Annotated in this window: 14 protein-coding genes; 5 read left to right on the top strand and 9 right to left on the bottom strand. The window is 70.7% G+C overall.

The genetic code is table 11. The features are described 5' to 3' along the window. Positions 1–108: 108 nt before the first annotated feature. Genes H537_RS0131640 through H537_RS0131630 form a run of 3 tightly spaced genes read left to right on the top strand, consistent with a single transcriptional unit; the run spans position 109 to position 3,318 of the window. Positions 109–1,317, top strand: a complete 1,209-nt coding sequence (locus tag H537_RS0131640) for a CaiB/BaiF CoA transferase family protein (protein ID WP_029001082.1) — start codon at positions 109–111, stop codon at positions 1,315–1,317. Next, positions 1,314–2,294 (top strand): hydroxymethylglutaryl-CoA lyase, encoded by a 981-nt coding sequence (locus tag H537_RS0131635; RefSeq protein WP_029001081.1) that lies wholly within the window; start codon positions 1,314–1,316, stop codon positions 2,292–2,294. Before H537_RS0131640 ends, H537_RS0131635 begins: the two co-directional genes overlap by 4 nt. Positions 2,295–2,334: 40 nt before the next feature. Next, positions 2,335–3,318, top strand: a complete 984-nt coding sequence (locus tag H537_RS0131630; protein ID WP_029001080.1) for a Bug family tripartite tricarboxylate transporter substrate binding protein — start codon at positions 2,335–2,337, stop codon at positions 3,316–3,318. 28 nt (positions 3,319–3,346) lie between these two features. On the opposite strand, the gene H537_RS0131625 is transcribed toward H537_RS0131630, so the two are convergent. From H537_RS0131625 to H537_RS0131585, 9 genes are all read right to left on the bottom strand, one after another. After that, on the bottom strand, positions 3,347–3,811 hold the full coding sequence (locus H537_RS0131625; protein WP_029001079.1) for a hypothetical protein: 465 nt from the start codon (positions 3,809–3,811) through the stop codon (positions 3,347–3,349). A gap of 13 nt (positions 3,812–3,824) precedes the next feature. Continuing rightward, a complete protein-coding gene (locus H537_RS49890) occupies positions 3,825–4,568 on the bottom strand; it encodes a matrixin family metalloprotease (RefSeq protein WP_084151100.1) in 744 nt (247 codons plus the stop codon). 256 nt (positions 4,569–4,824) lie between these two features. Next, positions 4,825–5,568: a matrixin family metalloprotease gene (locus H537_RS49885; RefSeq protein ID WP_156902063.1), complete on the bottom strand. Its 744-nt coding sequence runs from the start codon at positions 5,566–5,568 to the stop codon at positions 4,825–4,827. Between the two features lie 215 nt (positions 5,569–5,783). Then, positions 5,784–6,821, bottom strand: coding sequence for an adenosine deaminase (locus H537_RS0131610; RefSeq protein WP_029001078.1), 1,038 nt, complete (start codon positions 6,819–6,821; stop codon positions 5,784–5,786). 79 nt (positions 6,822–6,900) lie between these two features. Beyond that, positions 6,901–7,650: a GlcG/HbpS family heme-binding protein gene (locus H537_RS0131605; protein WP_043460945.1), complete on the bottom strand. Its 750-nt coding sequence runs from the start codon at positions 7,648–7,650 to the stop codon at positions 6,901–6,903. 376 nt (positions 7,651–8,026) lie between these two features. Further along, on the bottom strand, positions 8,027–9,193 hold the full coding sequence (locus H537_RS0131600) for a BMP family ABC transporter substrate-binding protein (RefSeq protein WP_029001076.1): 1,167 nt from the start codon (positions 9,191–9,193) through the stop codon (positions 8,027–8,029). A gap of 59 nt (positions 9,194–9,252) precedes the next feature. Further along, positions 9,253–10,173 carry an ABC transporter permease gene (locus H537_RS0131595; protein WP_029001075.1) on the bottom strand — a complete coding sequence of 307 codons (921 nt, stop codon included), beginning with the start codon at positions 10,171–10,173 and terminating at the stop codon, positions 9,253–9,255. Beyond that, positions 10,173–11,270, bottom strand: a complete 1,098-nt coding sequence (locus H537_RS0131590; protein WP_029001074.1) for an ABC transporter permease — start codon at positions 11,268–11,270, stop codon at positions 10,173–10,175. The genes H537_RS0131595 and H537_RS0131590 overlap by 1 nt, the downstream gene beginning before the upstream one ends. 19 nt (positions 11,271–11,289) lie before the next feature. Then, positions 11,290–12,822, bottom strand: coding sequence for an ABC transporter ATP-binding protein (locus H537_RS0131585; protein ID WP_029001073.1), 1,533 nt, complete (start codon positions 12,820–12,822; stop codon positions 11,290–11,292). A gap of 333 nt (positions 12,823–13,155) precedes the next feature. Between H537_RS0131585 and H537_RS46630 the strand changes: the two genes are divergently transcribed. Beyond that, positions 13,156–16,425: a response regulator gene (locus H537_RS46630; RefSeq protein WP_156902062.1), complete on the top strand. Its 3,270-nt coding sequence runs from the start codon at positions 13,156–13,158 to the stop codon at positions 16,423–16,425. After that, positions 16,422–17,531 carry a response regulator gene (locus H537_RS0131575; protein ID WP_029001072.1) on the top strand — a complete coding sequence of 370 codons (1,110 nt, stop codon included), beginning with the start codon at positions 16,422–16,424 and terminating at the stop codon, positions 17,529–17,531. Before H537_RS46630 ends, H537_RS0131575 begins: the two co-directional genes overlap by 4 nt. The last annotated feature ends 18 nt before the right edge of the window (positions 17,532–17,549 follow it).

Here is a 17,549-nt window from a genome sequence, read left to right as displayed (position 1 = left end):
CGAAAGCTCGGCTCGCCACACCGTCATTCCCCGGCGCCGTGCCGGTTTCCACAATGGCGCCCAGCAACGGGCCCGCATGCGAGGCCCGGCCTCAACACAGGAGACCCCATGACCGACATCCCGATCCCGCCCGGCGCCCTCAGCGGCCTCAAGGTCGTGGAGATGGGCCAGCTCATCGCCGGCCCCTTCGCCGGCAAGACGCTGGCGGACTTCGGCGCCGACGTCATCAAGATCGAGGCCCCCGGCAGCGGCGACCCGCTGCGCAACTGGCGGCTGATCCAGGACGGCACCTCGGTGTGGTGGCAGGTGCAGTCGCGCAACAAGCGCTCGATCGCGCTGGACCTGCGCAGCGCCGAAGGCCAGGACATCGCGCGCCAGCTCATCGGCGAGGCGGACGTGCTGATCGAGAACTTCAGGCCCGGCACGCTGGAGGGCTGGGGCCTGTCCTGGGAGGCGCTCAGCGCGCTCAACCCGAAGCTGATCATGCTGCGCATCTCCGGCTACGGGCAGACCGGCCCCTACCGCGACCTGCCGGGCTTCGGCGCCATCGGCGAGGCCATGGGCGGGTTGCGCCACCTCACCGGCGAGCCCGGCCGCGTGCCGGTGCGCTGCGGCATCTCCATCGGCGACACGCTGGCGGCGCTGCACGGGACCATCGGCATCCTCATGGCGCTCTACCACCGCCAGGCGCATGGCGGCCAAGGGCAGGTGATCGACGTGGCGCTGCACGAGGCGGTGTTCAACGTGATGGAGAGCCTGGTGCCCGAGTACAGCGCCTTCGGCGCGGTGCGCGAGGCCGCGGGCAGCGCGCTGCCGGGCATCGCCCCGTCCAACGCCTACCGCTGCGGCGACGGCTACGTGCTGGTGGCGGGCAACGGCGACAGCATCTTCAAGCGCCTGATGTCGGCCATCGGCCGTGACGACCTGGGCAACGACCCGGCGCTGGCCGACAACGCCGGGCGCGTGAAGCGCGTGGCCGAGATCGACGCGGCCATCGAGGCCTGGACGCAGACGCGCACCGTGGCCGAGGTGATGGAGGTGCTCAACGGCGCGCGCGTGCCGGTGGGCAAGGTCTACACCGCCCGGGACATCGTCGAGGACCCGCACTACCGGGCGCGCGACATGATCCTGCGGCAGCCCACGCGCGACGGGCACGTGGTGGAGGTGCCGGGCATCGTGCCCAAGCTGCTGGGCACGCCGGGCGGCGTGCGCCACTCGGCCCCGAAGCTCGGCGACGACACCGACGCGGTGCTGCGCGAGATCGGGCTCACGGAACAACAGATCGCGGCGCTGCGCGAACACAAGGTGGTGGCATGAACAACGAAGTCTGGAACGGCGCCGGGCGGCGCATCCACATGCAGGAAGTGGGCACCCGCGACGGGCTGCAGGTCGAGCCGGCCTTCGTGCCCACCGAGGACAAGATCGCCTTGGTGAACGCGCTCTCGCGCGCGGGGCTGGCCAAGATCGAGGTCACGGCCTTCGTCTCGCCGCAGGCGATTCCGGCGCTGCGCGACGCGGAGCAGGTGCTGCGCGAGATCGAGCGCGTGCCGGGCGTGGTCTACAGCGCGCTGGTGCCCAACGTGCGCGGCGCCGAGCGCGCCATCGACGCGCGGGCCAACGAGATGAACTTGGTGATGTCGGCCAGCGAGAGCCACAACCTGGCCAACCTGCGCATGACGCGCCAGCAGTCCTACCAGGCGCTGTCGGCCGTCAACGCCATCGCGCGGGACGCGGGCACCGCGGTGAACGTGTCGCTGTCGTGCAGCTTCGGCTGCCCGATGGAGGGCGACGTGCCCGAAGCCACCGTGCTGGACTGGTGCGCGCGCTACGTGGACGAGCTGGGCGCGCGCGGCGTGACGCTGTGCGACACCACCGGCATGGCCTACCCGAGCCAGGTCGCGGCGCTGGTGCGCGCCTTCAGGGAGCGCTGGCCGGACACCGAGCTGACACTGCACTTCCACAACACGCGCGGCATGGGGCTGGCGAACGTGCTGGCCTCCATCGCCGCCGGCGCCGACCGCTTCGACGCCTCGCTGGGCGGGCTGGGCGGCTGCCCCTACGCGCCGGGCGCCACGGGCAACGTGTGCAGCGAGGAGATCGTGCACGCGCTGGCGCTCATGGGCTACGACACCGGCGTGGACCTGGCGCGGCTGCTGGAGGCCGCGCGGCGGCTGCCGGCGCTGGTGGGGCATGCGGTGCCGAGCCAGATCGTCGCGGCCGGGCGCCGGCTGGACCTGCACCCGCGGCCTGCGGACTTCGACGCCATCCGCGAGCGGGCGCTGGCGCGGGGCTGAACCGACACCGACGAACCAACACAAGCATCAGGAGACAACCATGAACCATCACAAGCGCCACTTCACCCTGTTGGCCCTGGCGGCCGTCGCCACCCTCGCCGCCGGCCCTGCTGCCGCGCAGGGCGGCTACCCGAGCAAGCCGATCACGCTGGTGGTGCCCACGGCGCCGGGCGGCACCACCGACATCGCCGCGCGCATGCTGGCCGAGCCGCTGGGCAAGGCGCTGGGGCAGACGGTGGTGGTGGACAACCGCGGCGGCGCCAACGGCGCGGTGGCGGCGGTGGCCGTCAAGCGCGCCGAGGCCGACGGCTACACGCTGCTGATGCAGTACTCGGGCTACCACGTCATCACGCCGCACGTGAGCGCGCAGCCGGCGCAGTGGAGCTTCGAGGACCTGCGCCCGGTGGCCAACGTGTTCAGCGCCCCGCAGGTGATCGTGGTGCGCGACGGGCTGCCCGTGAAGACGATGGCCGAGCTCATCGCCTACGCCAAGGCCAACCCGGGCAAGCTCAACTACGCCTCCTCGGGCAACGGCTCGCTGCAGCACGTCACGGGCGCGATGCTGGAGCAGCAGGCGGGTATCCAGATGAACCACATCCCGTACAAGGGAACGGGCCCGGCGCTGCAGGACCTGCTGGGCAACCAGGTCGATCTCACCTTCGGCACCCCGCCGCCGTACATGCCGCACATCGCCTCGGGCAAGCTGCGCGTGCTGGCGGTGACGGGCAAGAGCCGCCTGTCCTCGCTGCCCAACGTGCCCACCGCGGCCGAGGCCGGGCTGCCCAAGCTGGACGCCACCTCGTGGTTCGCGGTGTTCGCGCCGGCCAAGACGCCGCAGCCGGTGGTGGACAAGCTCAGCGGCGAGATCGCGAAGATCATGGCCACGCCCGCGTTCAAGCAGAAGGCGGCCGAGCTCGGCGCCACGGCCGAGTACATGAACCCGCAGCAGCTCGGCGACTACGCCCGCGCCGAGCTCGCGCGCTGGGGACAGGTGGTGAAGGCGTCGAAGATCCAGGGCGACTGAAGCCGGGAGGAGCCGGGCCGGCTCCCGCTCAGCGCCGGCCCAGCAGCTCCCGCAGCGTCTTGAGCAGCGCCGGGTCGCTGCCCTCGGCCACGAAGCGCTGCGGGCTGTCCGCGGCGTAGAGGCCGCCGCCGCCCTGCCAGGGGCGCAGCAGCCACAGGCCGCGGTCGCCGCGGCGGTAGGTGATGGCGTCGCTGGACTGCAGGCCGCCGGGCGCGGGCACCACCACCCGCACCGCCTTCAGGTCCGGCGGCCCCTTCCAGACCTCGGTGACGGCGATGCGGCCCACGGCCCGCGCCGGGGTACCGGGCAGCGGCGCGGGCGCGTCGCTGCTCCACTCGCCCGCCACGATCAGCTCGGAGTGCTGCACCAGCTCGGCCTCGCTCATGCGCGCCCACATCGCCGCCACCGGCCCGGCGGCCGGCAGGCCCAGCGCAGCGGCCAGGCGCAGCAGGCGCCGGCGCGCGGCATCGGGCAAGGGTGCGGGGCCGTGCATGCGCGATCCGGCTTCAGGCCTGAGCCTTGGTCTTGCGGCGGCGCGCCATGCCCAGCACCGCGGCGCCCAGCAGCGCCAGCGTGGAGGGCTCGGACACCGGCGCCGGCTCGCCGCCGCTGGCCGGTGCCGCGCCGTAGAGGTACTGGATGCCCGCGATGTCGTCCGCCTGCGGTCCGACGAAGCCTTCGTTGTAGTACGGGGCCATCAGCGCGCCGTTGTCGCTGGAGTGCTTCAGGCCTAGCGCATGACCGAGCTCGTGCGTGAACACCTGGTAGATGTCGATGCCGGAGCCGGCGTAGCCGACGGTCCAGTTCTCGGCGGTGTCGAAGTGCACGTCGCCCGCGGCGGAGCTGCCGTTGGGGGGCGGGTAGTAGGCATGGGCCAAGACGTTGTAGGCGCCGTCCATGGTGTGGCCGCCGATGCGGATCTGGCCCGAGTTCGTGGAGGCGGCATTGAAGTACGCGCCGTCGTCGGCCACCTGCACGAAGGTCAGGTTGGCCACCGCCGACCAGGAGTCGAAGGCACGCTGGAGCTCGGTCAGGTAGTTCGACGGCATGAAGGACGCCAGCGACTTGATGGAGCAGCCCGAGAATTCCTGGGAGCAGCTCACGCCGGTGCTCATCAGGCTCCAGGTGATCGTGGCGCCGGTGCCCATGGTGGGATCGCCCCACTTGGTCCCGCTCAACACGTAGGCCGACGCCGACATCGGAGCCGCCATCCCGGCCACCAGGGCCAGGCCCGTCAATGCTTTTTTCATATTTCCCCCCTACATCAAACCGGCCGGATGCATCCCGGGTCCATCCGACCGAAAGCCGGACAGCCAGGCACAGCGAACCGCACCGGGACTCCCCGGGAAACCAAAAGACCTTTGTTACATCGTCACCGCGGGAAGGAACCTAAGGCTGGGGGGGTTGATTTTTTCAGTTGCGTGATCTTGAAAGGATCTCGCAATCGGAATCCACGCGGTGGGCCGGCTGCAGACAGCGGGCAGCGGCCCCGACCGGCGCGGGCTGCTACGCCGGCGTGGCGGCGGCGGTCCGCACCCGGCGCCGCTGCGCCGCCACGCCCGCCAGGCCGGCGGCGAACAGCAGCAGCGTGGCCGGCTCGGGGATGGGCGCCGGCGGGCCGTAGAGGAAGCGCGCACCGGCGATGTCGTCGGCCTGCGGGCCGCGGAAGGCTTCGGTGTAGATCGGGTTCATCAGCGCTTGCACGCCGGTGACGTGATCCAGCCCGATGGCGTGGCCGATCTCGTGGCTCACGACCTGGAACACGTCATGGCCCGGGCCGTCGAAGCCGATCGTCCAGCGCTCGGCCGTGTCCAGGAACAGGTCGCCGGCCGCGCTGCGGCCGTTGATCGGCGGGAAGTAGGTGAAGGCCAGCGTGTTCAGCGGGCCGTCCACCTGGTGCGCGCCGATGCGGATGTCGCCGGAGGACGTGGCCGCATCGAAGGGCGCGCCATCGTCGGCCACCTGCTTGAAGGTCAGGCCCGCCACCTTGGACCAGGCGTAGAAGGCCAGCCGGATCTGCTCTAGGTAGCCGGTGGGCATGAAGCTGTCCAGCGCCGCGGTCTTGCAGCCTGAGAACTCCAGCTCGCAGCTCACGCCGCCGTCCATCAGGCTCCAGGTCACGGTGGCCGGGGTGCCGTAGGTCGACGAGCCCCACTTGCCAGGAAAGGTGGGACCGAGCTCGTAGGCCGAAGCCGACAGCGGCACGGCCAGCAGCGCGGACAGCGCAACGCACATCAGTGTTTTCTTCACGACACCTCCTGAGGGATTGAAGGAGGCTGCACCGGCTAGCGCTGCCGCGACCGGCGCACATCCGGCAAGCCCCGCCACCGGCAGCGAGGCCGCCGGCGGCGGCCAGTATTGGCACGGCCCCCCGGCACCATGAAAGCGACTGCCCGTACGGGTTGTGTGAAGCGGTATCCGTCCCCCCGGCAATGAGCCATGCCGAATGGGGGATTGGCGCGGGCTTACAGCGCCGCGGCGAACACCGCGTCGAGCTGCCGCTTCCAGCCGTCCCTGGTGGCCTGGTCAACGAAGCTGGCTTCGAAGCTGTTGAGCGCGAGCTGGTAGGCCTCGCGTGCCCCCAGTTGCGGCAGCGCCTCGAACAGCTCGACGAAGTTCTGGTTCAGGTAGCCGCCGAAGTAGGCCGGGTCGTCGGAGTTGACGGTGGCGACCAGCCCCTGCTCCAGCAGCGCCCCGATGTTGTGCTCGGCCAGCGTGCCGAACACGCACAGCTTGACGTTGGACAGCGGGCACACCGTCAGCGGCACGCGCTCGCGCGCCAGGCGCTGCACCAGCTCGGGGCTCTCCACGCAGCGCACGCCGTGGTCGATGCGCTCGGCACCGAGCAGGTCCAGCGCCTCCTCGATGTAGGCCGGCGGCCCCTCCTCGCCCGCGTGCGCCACCACGTGCAGGCCCATGGCGCGGCAGCGCTCGAACACGCGCGCGAACTTGGAGGGCGGGTGCCCGCGCTCGCTGCTGTCCAGCCCCACGCCGACGATGTACTGGCGCCAGGGCAGCGACTGCTCCAGCGTCTTGAAGGCGTCCTCCTCGCTGAGGTGGCGCAGGAAGCACATGATCAGCCGGCTGCTGATGCCCAGCTCCTGGTGCGCGCGCTGGCAGGCGTGGTGCAGGCCGAGGATCACGGTCTCGAAGGGCACGCCGCGCTCGGTGTGCGTCTGCGGGTCGAAGAACAGCTCGGCGTGCACGACGTTGTCGGCCGCGGCGCGCTCGAAGTAGGCCCAGGCCATGTCGAAGAAGTCTTCCTCCTTGAGCAGCACGCTGGCGCCGGCGTAGTAGATGTCGAGGAAGGTCTGCAGGTCCGTGAAGGCGTAGGCCGCGCGCAGCGCCTCCACGCTCTCGTACTTCAGCGCCACGCCGTTGCGCTGCGCCAGCTTGAAGATCAGCTCGGGCTCCAGCGAGCCTTCGATGTGGATGTGCAGCTCCGCCTTGGGCATGCGGCGCAGCAGCGCGTTCAGGGGTTCGTGGCCGGTCAGGTTGGTCATGGCGGGAATGGGCCTGATGTGGAAATCGGCCCATTCTCGCTGCCGGACTAGGCCGTGCGGCGACGGCCCGGCGCCAGGGTCACTCCACCGCCGGCAGGTTCTTCGCGTTGGCGGTGTTGATGCAAAGTGGATGGCCGAAGCCGCCAGCACTCTTGCCCGTGCTCGGATTGATGTCGTAGACGATGTTGTCGGGCCGCTGGGCATCGCCCGAGACGCCGCCGACACCGGCGAGGTGGTCCATGTTCAGGCGGTTGCGTACGCGCCAGCCGATCATGTGGTCGGCACAGGAGGTGTCGCCGCTCACGCCCACGGCACCCACCACCTTGCGGTTGCTGTCATAGAGAGGCAGCCCCCCACCGAAGACGTTGACGCCACCAATGCGCCTGCCCGTCATGGGATCGCTGGGCGTACCGTACTGCTCGGGGTCGCCACCGTAGGCCACGCCGGTGTCCACCGGATTGCTTTCCTGCAGCCCGAAAAGGCTGCCGCCAGGCTGCACGGCCGAGTAGAGGTTGGCCGTGGACAACGCCAGCGCGTCCAGGCTGAAGGCATTGGCGGTGTTGGCCTTCTGGGCCGAGATCACACGGCTGCCGGGCCACTGGGCACCACGGTCGCTGCCTGAAAAGGCCACGGCACACACCACGCCGTCGCGGTCCACGATGGTGGCCCACATCTGCAGGTTGAGCCCGCTGCTCTCGGCAGCAACGGCGCCCCGCAGAGCCGCCTTGAGCTGCCCCCAGCCCGGCAGGGAGCCGCAACCGGCATGGGCCATCGACGTGCCAAGCGCCAACACCGCGGCGACCATGAGGAAGTTCTTGTTCACGCGCATGCTTGCCTCCAAAGCGATGACATGCCGGACTTGCCGTCTTCCGCACCAGCCGCGGCGCCGTCCGGCCAGACGCCGAGGGCAGCAGGCTGCAGAAGGGAGTGCGCGGCGAAAAGAAGATCTAAAAAATGATCTTCTGCCGCAAACACCGGCGCGCATATTGGCTTCAGACGCACACTTGTGCCGCTTGAATTAACCGGAGCTGGGGGTCGCTCTTGCAACAAGAGGCGTGCGCAACGCCGCGTTCACGTTCACGTGCTTTCACGAGCGCTGACGCCCTGCGGCGTCAGGACACCAAAAAAAACCGCCGTGCCTTGCGGCAGCGGCGGTTCGGTGCGCGCGCACGGACCGCGCTGCGGCCCGGCGCTTCAGCAAGCGCTTACTTGGCGCTGGGCAGCTTGCCCTCCACGCCCTTCACGTACCAGTTGATCTTGTGCAGGAACTCGTCGTCGGCGGTCTCGCCGTCCTTGAGCAGCGGCTTGCCGTCCTGGCCAACGATGGGACCCTTCCAGATGGCGAAGCTGCCGTCCTTCAGGCCGGCCTTGACCTTCTCCAGCGCTTCCTTGGCGTCGGCGGGCACCTTGTCGGACAGGCTCACCAGGTCGATGGCGCCTTCCTTGACGCCCCACCAGGTGTTGGGGCCGGTCTTCCAGGTGCCTTCGAGCATCTCGCCCACGGCCTTCTTGTAGTACGGCGCCCAGTTGATGACGGCCGAGCCCAGGTGCGCGTTGGGGCCGAACTTGCTCATGTCCGAATCCCAGCCGAAGCCGAACTTGCCGGCCTTCTCGGCGGTCTGCAGCACGGCCGAGGAGTCGGTGTTCTGCATCAGCACGTCGGCGCCCTGGTTGATCAGGCTCTGCGCGGCCTCGCCTTCCTTGGGCGGATCGAACCACTTGTTGACCCACACCACCTTGGTCTTGACCTTCGGGTTGACCGACTGCGCGCCCAGGGTGAAGGCGTTGATGTTGCGGATCACCTCGGGGATGGGAATCGAGGCCACCACGCCCAGCGTGCTGGTCTTGGTCACCTTGCCGGCGATCACGCCGGCCATGTAGGCGCCCTCGTAGGTGCGGCTGTCGTAGGTGCGCATGTTCTCGGCGCTCTTGTAGCCGGTGGCATGCTCGAAGCGCACGTCCTTGCTGTCCTCGGCCACCTTGAGCATCTGCTCCATGTAGCCGAAGGTGGTGCCGAAGACGAGCTTGTTGCCCTGCGCAACCATGTCGCGGATCACGCGCTCGGCGTCGGCGGCCTCGGGCACGTTCTCGACGAAGCTGGTCTGGATGCGGTCGCCGAATTCCTTCTCCACTTCGAGCCGGGCGCGGTCGTGGGCGAAGGTCCAGCCCGCGTCGCCCACCGGGCCGACGTAGGCGAAGGCCACCTTCAGCGGCTCGGGCTTGGCTGCCGCCGCCGGGGCGGAGGCCCCTGCGGAAGCTGCCGGCGCGGCGGGCGCGGCCTCTTCCTTCTTGCCGCAGCCCACCAGGGCAGCGGTGGCCGCCAGCGAGGCCCAGCCGCTCAGGCGCAGCAGCGATCGCTTGGAAATCGTCATGAAAGTCCTCTCTTGGTAATGCGAGGTTGTGGGGTCAGCTTGGGTAAAAAACAGGGGACTCAGGAACCGGGGAAGAAGGGCTTGCCCAGCGAGGCCGGCATGTTGGCGCGGATCCACGTGGGGTTGCGCGAGATGAGCACCAGCACCAGCACCGTGGCGAGGTAGGGCAGCATGGTCAGCAGCTGGCTGGCCACCTCCACGCCCTCGCCCTGCAGGTGGAACTGCAGCATCGTCACGCCGCCGAAGAGGTATGCGCCCAGCAGCACCCGCGCCGGGCGCCAGGTGGCGAAGGTGGTCAGCGCCAGCGCGATCCAGCCCTTGCCGGCGATCATCCCCTCCACCCACAGCGGCGTGTAGATCACCGAGACGTAGGCGCCCGCGACCCCGCACAGCGCGCCGCCGGCCATGACCGCGGCGAGGCGAATGCGCCGCACCGGGTAGCCCAGCGCATGCGCCGACTCCGGCGACTCGCCCACCGCGCGCAGCACCAGCCCGGCGCGCGAACGGTAGAGGAACCAGGCCAGGCCGATGGCCAGCGCGATGGCGAGGTAGACCATCGGGTGCTGCTTGAAGAAGGCCGGACCGACGAAGGGAATGTCCGCCAGGCCCGGGATCTCGAAGCGCGCGCGCTCGGGCAGCTTCTCCTGCGTGTAGCGGATGCCCACGAAGGCCGAGAAGCCCGCGCCGAACAGGCTCAGCGCCAGGCCCGTGGCGTACTGGTTGGTGTTGAGCCAGATCACCAGCGCGCCGAAGGCCGCGGCCAGCAGCGCCCCGGCCAGCGCGCCGGCGCCGAAGGCCAGCACGTCCGAGCCGGTGTGCACCGCGGTGGCGAAGCCGGCGATGGCGGCCACGAGCATCATCCCCTCGGCACCGAGGTTGAGGATGCCCGCGCGTTCGTTGATCAGCAGGCCGAGCGCGGCGATCGCCAGCACGGTGCCGGCGTTGAGCGTGGCGGCCAGCAGCAGGGCAAGCGCTTCCATCAGGCGCTCCTTTGCGCGGTGGCGGACGCGGCGGCCCGGGCGCCGCGCTGCCAGCGCAGGCGGTAGTGGATGAGCGTGTCGCAGGCCAGCAAGCTGAACAGCAGCAGGCCCTGGAACACGCCGGTGATGGACTTGGGCAGGCCCAGGCGCGACTGCGCCAGCTCCCCGCCGATGAAGAACATGCTCATCAGGATGGCGGACAGCGCGATGCCGCCCGGGTGCAGCCGCCCGACGAAGGCGACGATGATCGCGGCGAAGCCGTAGCCCGCGGGCACGTGCGGCGTGAGTTGGCCCAGCGGCCCCACCGCCTCCAGCGCGCCGGCCAGGCCCGCCGCGCCGCCGGACAGCAGCAGCGCCGTCCACAGCGCGCCGCGCGAGGAGAAGCCCGCATAGCGCGCCGCCAGCGGCGCCAGCCCGCCCACCTGCAGCTGGAAGCCGGCATAGGTGCGGAACAGGAACAGCCAGGCCGCCACCACCGCCCCCAGCGCGATCAGCACGCCGATGTTGGCGCGCAGCCCGTCGATGAGGCGCGGGATCTTGGTGGCCGCGGCGAAGGTGATGGTCTGCGGGAAGTTGAAGCCCTGCGGGTCCTTCCACGGGCCGTAGACCAGGTAGCCCAGCAGCAGTTCGGCCACGTACACCAGCATCAGGCTGACCAGGATTTCATTCGCATTGAAGCGGTCGCGCAGCAAGGCCGTGATGCCCGCCCAGAGCATGCCGCCGAGCACGCCGGCCAGCAGGATGGGCAGCACGATCCAGCGGCTGCTGTCCGGCCCGGCCTGCATGGCCATCCAGCCGGCGCCCAGGGCGCCCAGGATGAACTGCCCCTCCGCGCCGATGTTCCAGACGTTGGAGCGGAAGCACACCGCCAGGCCCAGCGCGATCAGCACCAGCGGCACGGCCTTGATGCTGAGCTCGCCCCAGGCGCGGGCGTCCTTGACGGGCTCGACGAAGAAGAGCTGCAGGCCGCGCACCGGGTCCTTGCCCAGCAGCATGAACAGGGCGATGCCGATGAGCACCGTGAGGGCCAGCGCCAGCAGCGGCGAGGCCCAGGACATGAGGCCGGACGGCTGCGGCCGGGCTTCGAGTTTCAGCATGGGATAGGCTCGAAAAAGGTCAGGCCACGGCGGCCGTGGCGGGCTGCGCGCCGGATTCGTCCCGCGGCCACAGGCCGCTCATCCAGGCCCCGATCTGCTCGACCGTGGCCTGCGGGGTGGGAATGCTGGGGCTCAGGCGCCCCTGCGCGATGACGACCAGCCGGTCGCTGATCTCGAACAGCTCGTCGAGCTCCTCGCTCACCACCAGCAGCGCGCAGCCGGCGTCGCGCAGCTTCAGCAGCTCGCCGCGGATCTGCGCCGCCGCGCCCACGTCCACGCCCCAGGTCGGCTGGGAAACGATCAGCAGCTTGGGCCGGGCGTCGATCTCGCGGCCGACGATGAACTTCTGCAGGTTGCCGCCGGACAGGCTCTTGGCGGCCGAGTGCCAGCCGCCGGCCTTGACGTTGAAGCGCTCGATCAGCGACTGCGCCAGCGCCCTCACCTGCGCCCGGCGCAGCCAGCCGCCGGCGGCCACGGGTTCGGTGCGGGTGAGCAGCACGTTCTCCGCCAGCGACAGCGTGGGCACCGCGCCGCGGCCCAGCCGCTCCTCGGGCACGAAGTGCAGCCCCAGGCGGCGGCGCCGGCTCGGCGAGGCCGTGGCGATGTCGCGGTCGAAGAGCGTGATGCTGCCGCGCGCCGCGCGGCGGTCCTCGCCCGAGAGCGCGGCCATGAGCTCCTGCTGGCCGTTGCCGGAGACGCCGGCCACGCCGACGATCTCGCCGGCGCGCACCTGCAGCGCGATGTCCTGCAGCGTGGTGCCGAACACGTCTTGGCGCTCCAGCCGCAGGCCCTTGACCGCCAGCACCACGTCGCCGGGCGTGGTGGCGGCGTGGCGCAGCTGCGGCGGCTCGCTGCCGATCATCAGGCGCGACAGCGAGGCGTTGGTCTCCTGCCCCGGATCGACCTCCCCCGTCACCTTGCCGCCGCGCAGCACGGTGCAGTGGTGGCACAGGCTGCGGATCTCGTCGAGCTTGTGGCTGATGTAGAGGATCGAGCAGCCTTGCGCCGCGAGCTGGCGCAGCGTCACGAAGAGCTTCTCCACCGCCTGCGGCGTGAGCACCGAGGTGGGCTCGTCCAGGATCAGCAGCTGCGGCCGCCCCATGAGCGCGCGCACGATCTCCACGCGCTGGCGCTCGCCGACGGAGAGGCTGTGCACGGGGCGCATCGGGTCCACTTCGAGCCCGTATTCCTTGGACACCTCGCGCATGCGCGTGACGACCTCGGGCAGCGCCATGGACTTGTCCAGGCCCAGCCAGACGTTCTCGGCGGCGGTGAGGGTGTCGAAGAGCGAGAAGTGCTGGAACACCATGGAGATGCCCAGCGCCCTGGCCTCGTGCGGATTGCGCACCTGCACGGGGCGGCCGTTCCAGCGGATCTCTCCTTCATCCGGGCGCACGGCGCCGTAGATGATCTTCATCAGGGTGGACTTGCCGGCGCCGTTCTCGCCCAGCACGGCGTGGATCTGTCCGGGCGCGACGCGAAGGCTCACGCCGTCATTGGCCTTCACGGCCGGGTACTGCTTGCTGATCCCCACCAGCTCCAGGCGCAACATGGACGGTGAAACTCCCTTGGATGCCGGCTGGTGCGCCGGCAAAAGTCGTGATTGTGCTATGGCGCAAGGGGCTTCCCGCCCCAGCCCGGTGCACCGGTGCTTGCCGGGCGGGACGAACACCGCGGCCGGACTGTTACAGGCTGCAGCTTTCGTGCCGGGTCAGCGTCCCAGCGGCGCATTGCCGAGCAATGCATCCGGTTGCACTGGATCAATGCAGGCTGCGGGCCAAAGTGCCAACAAAGTCCGCATCCGCACTTAAAGCTGTCCGACAACGGGCCGATTTCAGAAGAGTTCAACCCAAGGTTTGGCCTCGGGCGTCGCCGTCTTACAGCCGTGCTCTTCACATCGCTATACCTGCCCACCACGCAGCCACCCGCCCGCCCCGGCTTGCGGCTGCGCACGGTCTCGCGCGGCCTGTTCCTGCTGGTGTCGGTGGCGCTGGTGGCCAACCTGCTGTTTCTGGCGGCCATCGGCAATGCCTTCGACAGCGCGCGGCAGGCCGCACAGCGGCGCGACCAGGCGATGGAGTTGGTGGAGGAGCTGCGCCATGAAACCCAGCTGCTCGGCCACCTGGTGCGCGCCTACGTCGCCACGGCGGATTCGCGCTACCTGCGCTACTTCTACGACATCCTGGCGGTCCGGCAGGGCGAGAAGCCCGCGCCGGACGGTGGCGACCCGCAGTACTGGGAACACGTGATCGGCGGCCTGCGGCCGCACGCGTTGCCGGCCGGCCGTGCCGGCGTGTCGCTGTCGGAACGCATGCGCCAGCTCGACTTCGACCTGGCCGAGCAGCGTGCGCTGAGCGCCGTGCTGACGGCCACCGCGATGCTGAGCGAAACCGAGCAGATCGCCTTCGCCGCCACCCAGGGCCTGTACGACGCGAGCAAGGCCACCTTCGTCTCCGACGGCACGCCCGACCCGGCCTTCGCGCACAAGCTCGTCTACGGCGAGGACTACGCGGCGCAGTCCGCGGCACTGGCCGACAACGTGCACACGCTCATTCGGCTCACCGATGCGCGTACGGCCGGCGACGTCCGGGACGCCAGCGAGCGGCTGCGCTACTTCGTGTTCGCCGCCGTGGCGATGGACCTGCTGGTCGCCGTGGCGATGGGGCTGGCCTGGTACGGCGTGCGCCGCCGCGTGCTGCAGCCCATCACGGCGCTGGCGGCCACGGCGGACCGCTTCGCCCGGGGCGATTACGCCGTGCCCGTCAGCCCTGCCCAGGGCCGCGTGGACGAGCTCGACGGCCTGGCGCGCACGCTGGAGCACATGGCCAGGTCGATCCAGAACGACCTGGCCGCCCGCGAACGCACCCAGCGCGAGCTGGAGGCCGCACGCGCGCAGGCGGAGTCGGCCACCCAGGCCAAGAGCCGCTTCCTGGCCAACATGAGCCACGAGATCCGCACGCCGCTGAACGCCATCATCGGCATGACGCACCTGGCGCTGGACACCGAGCTGGATGCGCGGCAGCGCGACTACCTGGACAAGGTGCACGGCGCCTCCACGCTGCTGCTGGACCTGATCAACGACATCCTGGACTTCTCCAAGATCGAGGCCGGCAAGCTCGCGCTGGAGTCGGTTCCCTGCCACCTGGAAGGCCTGGTGGCCGATGCGCTGTCGCTGCTGCGCGACAAGTCCCAGGGCAAGGAGCTGGAGCTGATCTGCGACATGGAGAGCCCGGCGCTGCTGGGGGAATCTGCAACGGTCTGGAGCGATCCGCTGCGCCTGAGGCAGATCCTGGTGAACCTGCTGTCCAACGCCGTGAAGTTCACCGAGCACGGCCACGTGCGCCTGGCCCTGCGGCTGGAGCGTCGCAACGGCGCGGCCCCGGACCAGCGTGCACGGCTTCGCTTCGAGGTCTCCGACACCGGCATCGGCATGACGGCCGAGCAGGTGCAGCAGCTGTTCCAGGAGTTCACGCAGGCCGACGGTTCGACCACGCGCCGCTACGGCGGCACGGGCCTGGGCCTGTCCATCACCAAGCACCTGGTGCAATTGCTGGAGGGCACCCTGGAGGTGCACAGCGAGGCCGGCAAGGGCTCCACCTTCACCGTCGTCCTGCCGGTGCGGGTGGCCCCACACCCCGCCCCCGTCCCGCTGCCCGGCATCGGCGGGCTGCGCGTGCTGGTGGCCGAGGACCAGCGCGAGGCGCGCCAAGGCCTGCTGGGCCAGCTGCGGACGCTGGGTGCCGGCCAGGGCCACGGCGGTGCGCTCGATGCCGCCACCAGCGCCGCCGAGGCGCTGCAGCGCTGCCGGGCGGCGCTGGACGCCGGACGGGCTTACGGGCTGCTGCTGCTGGACTGGTCGCTGCCCGACCTTGGCGGCGCCGACGTGCTGCAAAGGCTGCGGGCCCTGGGCCCGGACGCGCCCCGCGTGGTGGCGATGCTGGCTTGCGGCCAGGAGCGGCTGCACCGCGAGGCGCTGGACGCCGGTGCCGGGAGCGTGCTCGCCAAGCCCGTACTGCCCCAGTCCTTGCGCTGCGCCCTGGCCGACGTGCCGGAACCGGCCCGCCCGGCGCCCGAGGCCACGGCCACCGATTCGCGGCGGCTGCGCGGCCTGCGGGTGCTGCTGGTGGAGGACAACCCGGTGAACCGCCAGCTCGCCTGCGAGCTGCTGGCGCGCGCAGGGGCCGTGGTCCAGACCGCGGAGAACGGCCGCGCGGCCCTCGCCACGCTGGAGCGCACCGGCGCCCAGGCCCATGACGTGGTGCTCATGGACCTGCAGATGCCCGTCATGGACGGCTACGAGGCCACGCAGGTGCTGCGCGCCAACCCGCTGTGGCGCCAGCTGCCCATCCTGGCGATGACGGCCCATGCCATGCAGGAGGAGCGCGAGCGCTGCCTGGCGCTGGGCATGCAGGGCCACATCGCCAAGCCGCTGGATCCGCACGCCCTGGTGCGCAGCCTGGTGGCGTACGTGCCGGCGGCGCAGGACGCACCGCCGGAGGCCGCCACGGCCTCCGCGGACGCCGGCACGGCCGAACCGTCGCCCTGGCCTGCGTGGCAGGGCATCGACGTGGCCGACGGACTGCGCCGCTGCGGCTCCCCGGCGCTGTACCGCGACGGCCTGGCCGGCTTCGCGCGGCACCACGCGCACCTCGTGGAGTGGCTGGAGGCCCTGGCCACCGGGCGCGACCTGCGCACGCTGGCGCGCGAGGCCCACACCCTCAAGGCGCTGGGCCGGCAGCTCGGCATGCCCGCCGTCGCCGACGCGGCACAGGCCCTGGAGGCGGCATTGGAGACCTGTGCGCACGGTGCCGTGCCGGGAGCCGAGCTCGGCACGCTGGCCCAGGCGCTGAAGGCGGTGTTGCACACGCTCGCCGCGCAGCCGCCCCGGCCCACGCGGCTGGGGCACCCGGCGCCAGCCTCCCGCTCGGCCCAGGACGATCCCCTGCGCTGGGCCCGGCTGCGCCAGCTGCTGGCCGACGGCGACAGCGAGGCGCTGCTGCTGTGGCGTGCACAGCGCGATGAGCTGATGCCCACCCTTTCCCCTGCGCAAGCGAATGCGCTGGACGACGCGCTGCAGCGCTGCGACTTCGATGCCGCGCTGCACGTCCTTCCCGACCCGCCCTTGCCCGCGACCGCGGGCCGCGAATCCACATGACAGAGCGCGACCTGACCCCCAACGAGCGCAGCACGGTGCTCGTGGTGGACGACAACCCCGACAACCTGTCCCTCGTGGCGGGGCTGCTGAACGAGCCATACCGCGTGAAGCTGGCCAACAGTGGCGCCCGGGCACTGGCGCTGGCGCTGCGCGACCCGCCGGACCTGGTGCTGCTCGACGTGATGATGCCGGGCATGGACGGCTACGAGGTGTGCCGCCGTCTCAAGGCCGAGCCCGCCACGCGCGACGTGCCGGTGATCTTCCTCACCGCCATGAGCCAGCCGGAGGACGAGGCCCGCGGCTTCGAGGCCGGCGCCGCCGACTTCATCCACAAGCCCATCAGCCCGCCCATCGTGCGCGCGCGGGTGAAGACGCACCTGGAGGTCAAGGCCTGGCGCGACTCCATGCGCCGCCACAACGCCGGGCTGCAGGCCGAGCTCGCCGAGCGCATGAGCCAGGTGGAGCAGCTGCGCGACGCGACGCTGCACGTGATGGTGTCGCTGGCCGAGTTCCGCGACGAGGACACCGGCAACCACATCAAGCGCACGCAGGAGTACGTGCGCGTGCTGGCCCAGTACCTGCGTGCCCACCCGGGCGACTGCGAGGAGGCGCGCGCGCTCGACGACGGCGCCATCGAGCTCATGGCCAAGTCCGCGCCGCTGCACGACATCGGCAAGGTCGCCATTCCCGACCACATCCTGCTCAAGCCCGGCCGCCTGGATGCGCAGGACTTCGCGGTGATGCAGACGCACTCGATGCACGGCTGGGAGATGCTGCAGCGCGCCGCGCAGCGCATGGGCGGCGACCCGGAGTTCCTGGTCTACGCCATGCAGATCGCCCGCCATCACCACGAGCGCTGGGACGGCAACGGCTACCCGGACCGCCTGGCCGGGCGCGGCATCCCCTTCGCCGCGCGGCTGATGGCCGTGGCCGACGTGTACGACGCGCTCACCACCCGCCGCCCCTACAAGGAGCCCTTCCCGCACGACAGGGCCATGTCCCTCGTGCTCGAAGGCTCGGGCAGCCATTTCGATCCGCAACTGGTGGACGCCCTGGTGGCCTGCGAGCAGCGCTTCATCGACATCGCGCACACCTGGCGGGACTGATGCCACGGCAGCCCACTT

Origin of the sequence: Azohydromonas australica DSM 1124, from assembly GCF_000430725.1 — a bacterium.
GTDB classification, from domain to species: Bacteria; Pseudomonadota; Gammaproteobacteria; order Burkholderiales; family Burkholderiaceae_C; genus Azohydromonas; species Azohydromonas australica.
The sequence above is the reverse complement of the archived record's forward strand: the minus strand, read 5'-3'. Positions and strand labels throughout refer to the sequence as shown.

Bases quoted from the DNA above. Each gene is read 5' to 3' on its own strand.
- H537_RS0131640 (WP_029001082.1), top strand. From the start codon at position 109: ATGACCGACATCCCGATCCCGCCCGGCGCCCTCAGCGGCCTCAAGGTC.
- H537_RS0131635 (WP_029001081.1), top strand. From the start codon at position 1,314: ATGAACAACGAAGTCTGGAACGGCGCCGGGCGGCGCATCCACATGCAG.
- H537_RS0131630 (WP_029001080.1), top strand. From the start codon at position 2,335: ATGAACCATCACAAGCGCCACTTCACCCTGTTGGCCCTGGCGGCCGTC.
- H537_RS0131625 (WP_029001079.1), bottom strand. From the start codon at position 3,811: ATGCACGGCCCCGCACCCTTGCCCGATGCCGCGCGCCGGCGCCTGCTG.
- H537_RS49890 (WP_084151100.1), bottom strand. From the start codon at position 4,568: ATGAAAAAAGCATTGACGGGCCTGGCCCTGGTGGCCGGGATGGCGGCT.
- H537_RS0131610 (WP_029001078.1), bottom strand. From the start codon at position 6,821: ATGACCAACCTGACCGGCCACGAACCCCTGAACGCGCTGCTGCGCCGC.
- H537_RS0131605 (WP_043460945.1), bottom strand. From the start codon at position 7,650: ATGCGCGTGAACAAGAACTTCCTCATGGTCGCCGCGGTGTTGGCGCTT.
- H537_RS0131600 (WP_029001076.1), bottom strand. From the start codon at position 9,193: ATGACGATTTCCAAGCGATCGCTGCTGCGCCTGAGCGGCTGGGCCTCG.
- H537_RS0131595 (WP_029001075.1), bottom strand. From the start codon at position 10,173: ATGGAAGCGCTTGCCCTGCTGCTGGCCGCCACGCTCAACGCCGGCACC.
- H537_RS0131590 (WP_029001074.1), bottom strand. From the start codon at position 11,270: ATGCTGAAACTCGAAGCCCGGCCGCAGCCGTCCGGCCTCATGTCCTGG.
- H537_RS0131585 (WP_029001073.1), bottom strand. From the start codon at position 12,822: ATGTTGCGCCTGGAGCTGGTGGGGATCAGCAAGCAGTACCCGGCCGTG.
- H537_RS0131575 (WP_029001072.1), top strand. From the start codon at position 16,422: ATGACAGAGCGCGACCTGACCCCCAACGAGCGCAGCACGGTGCTCGTG.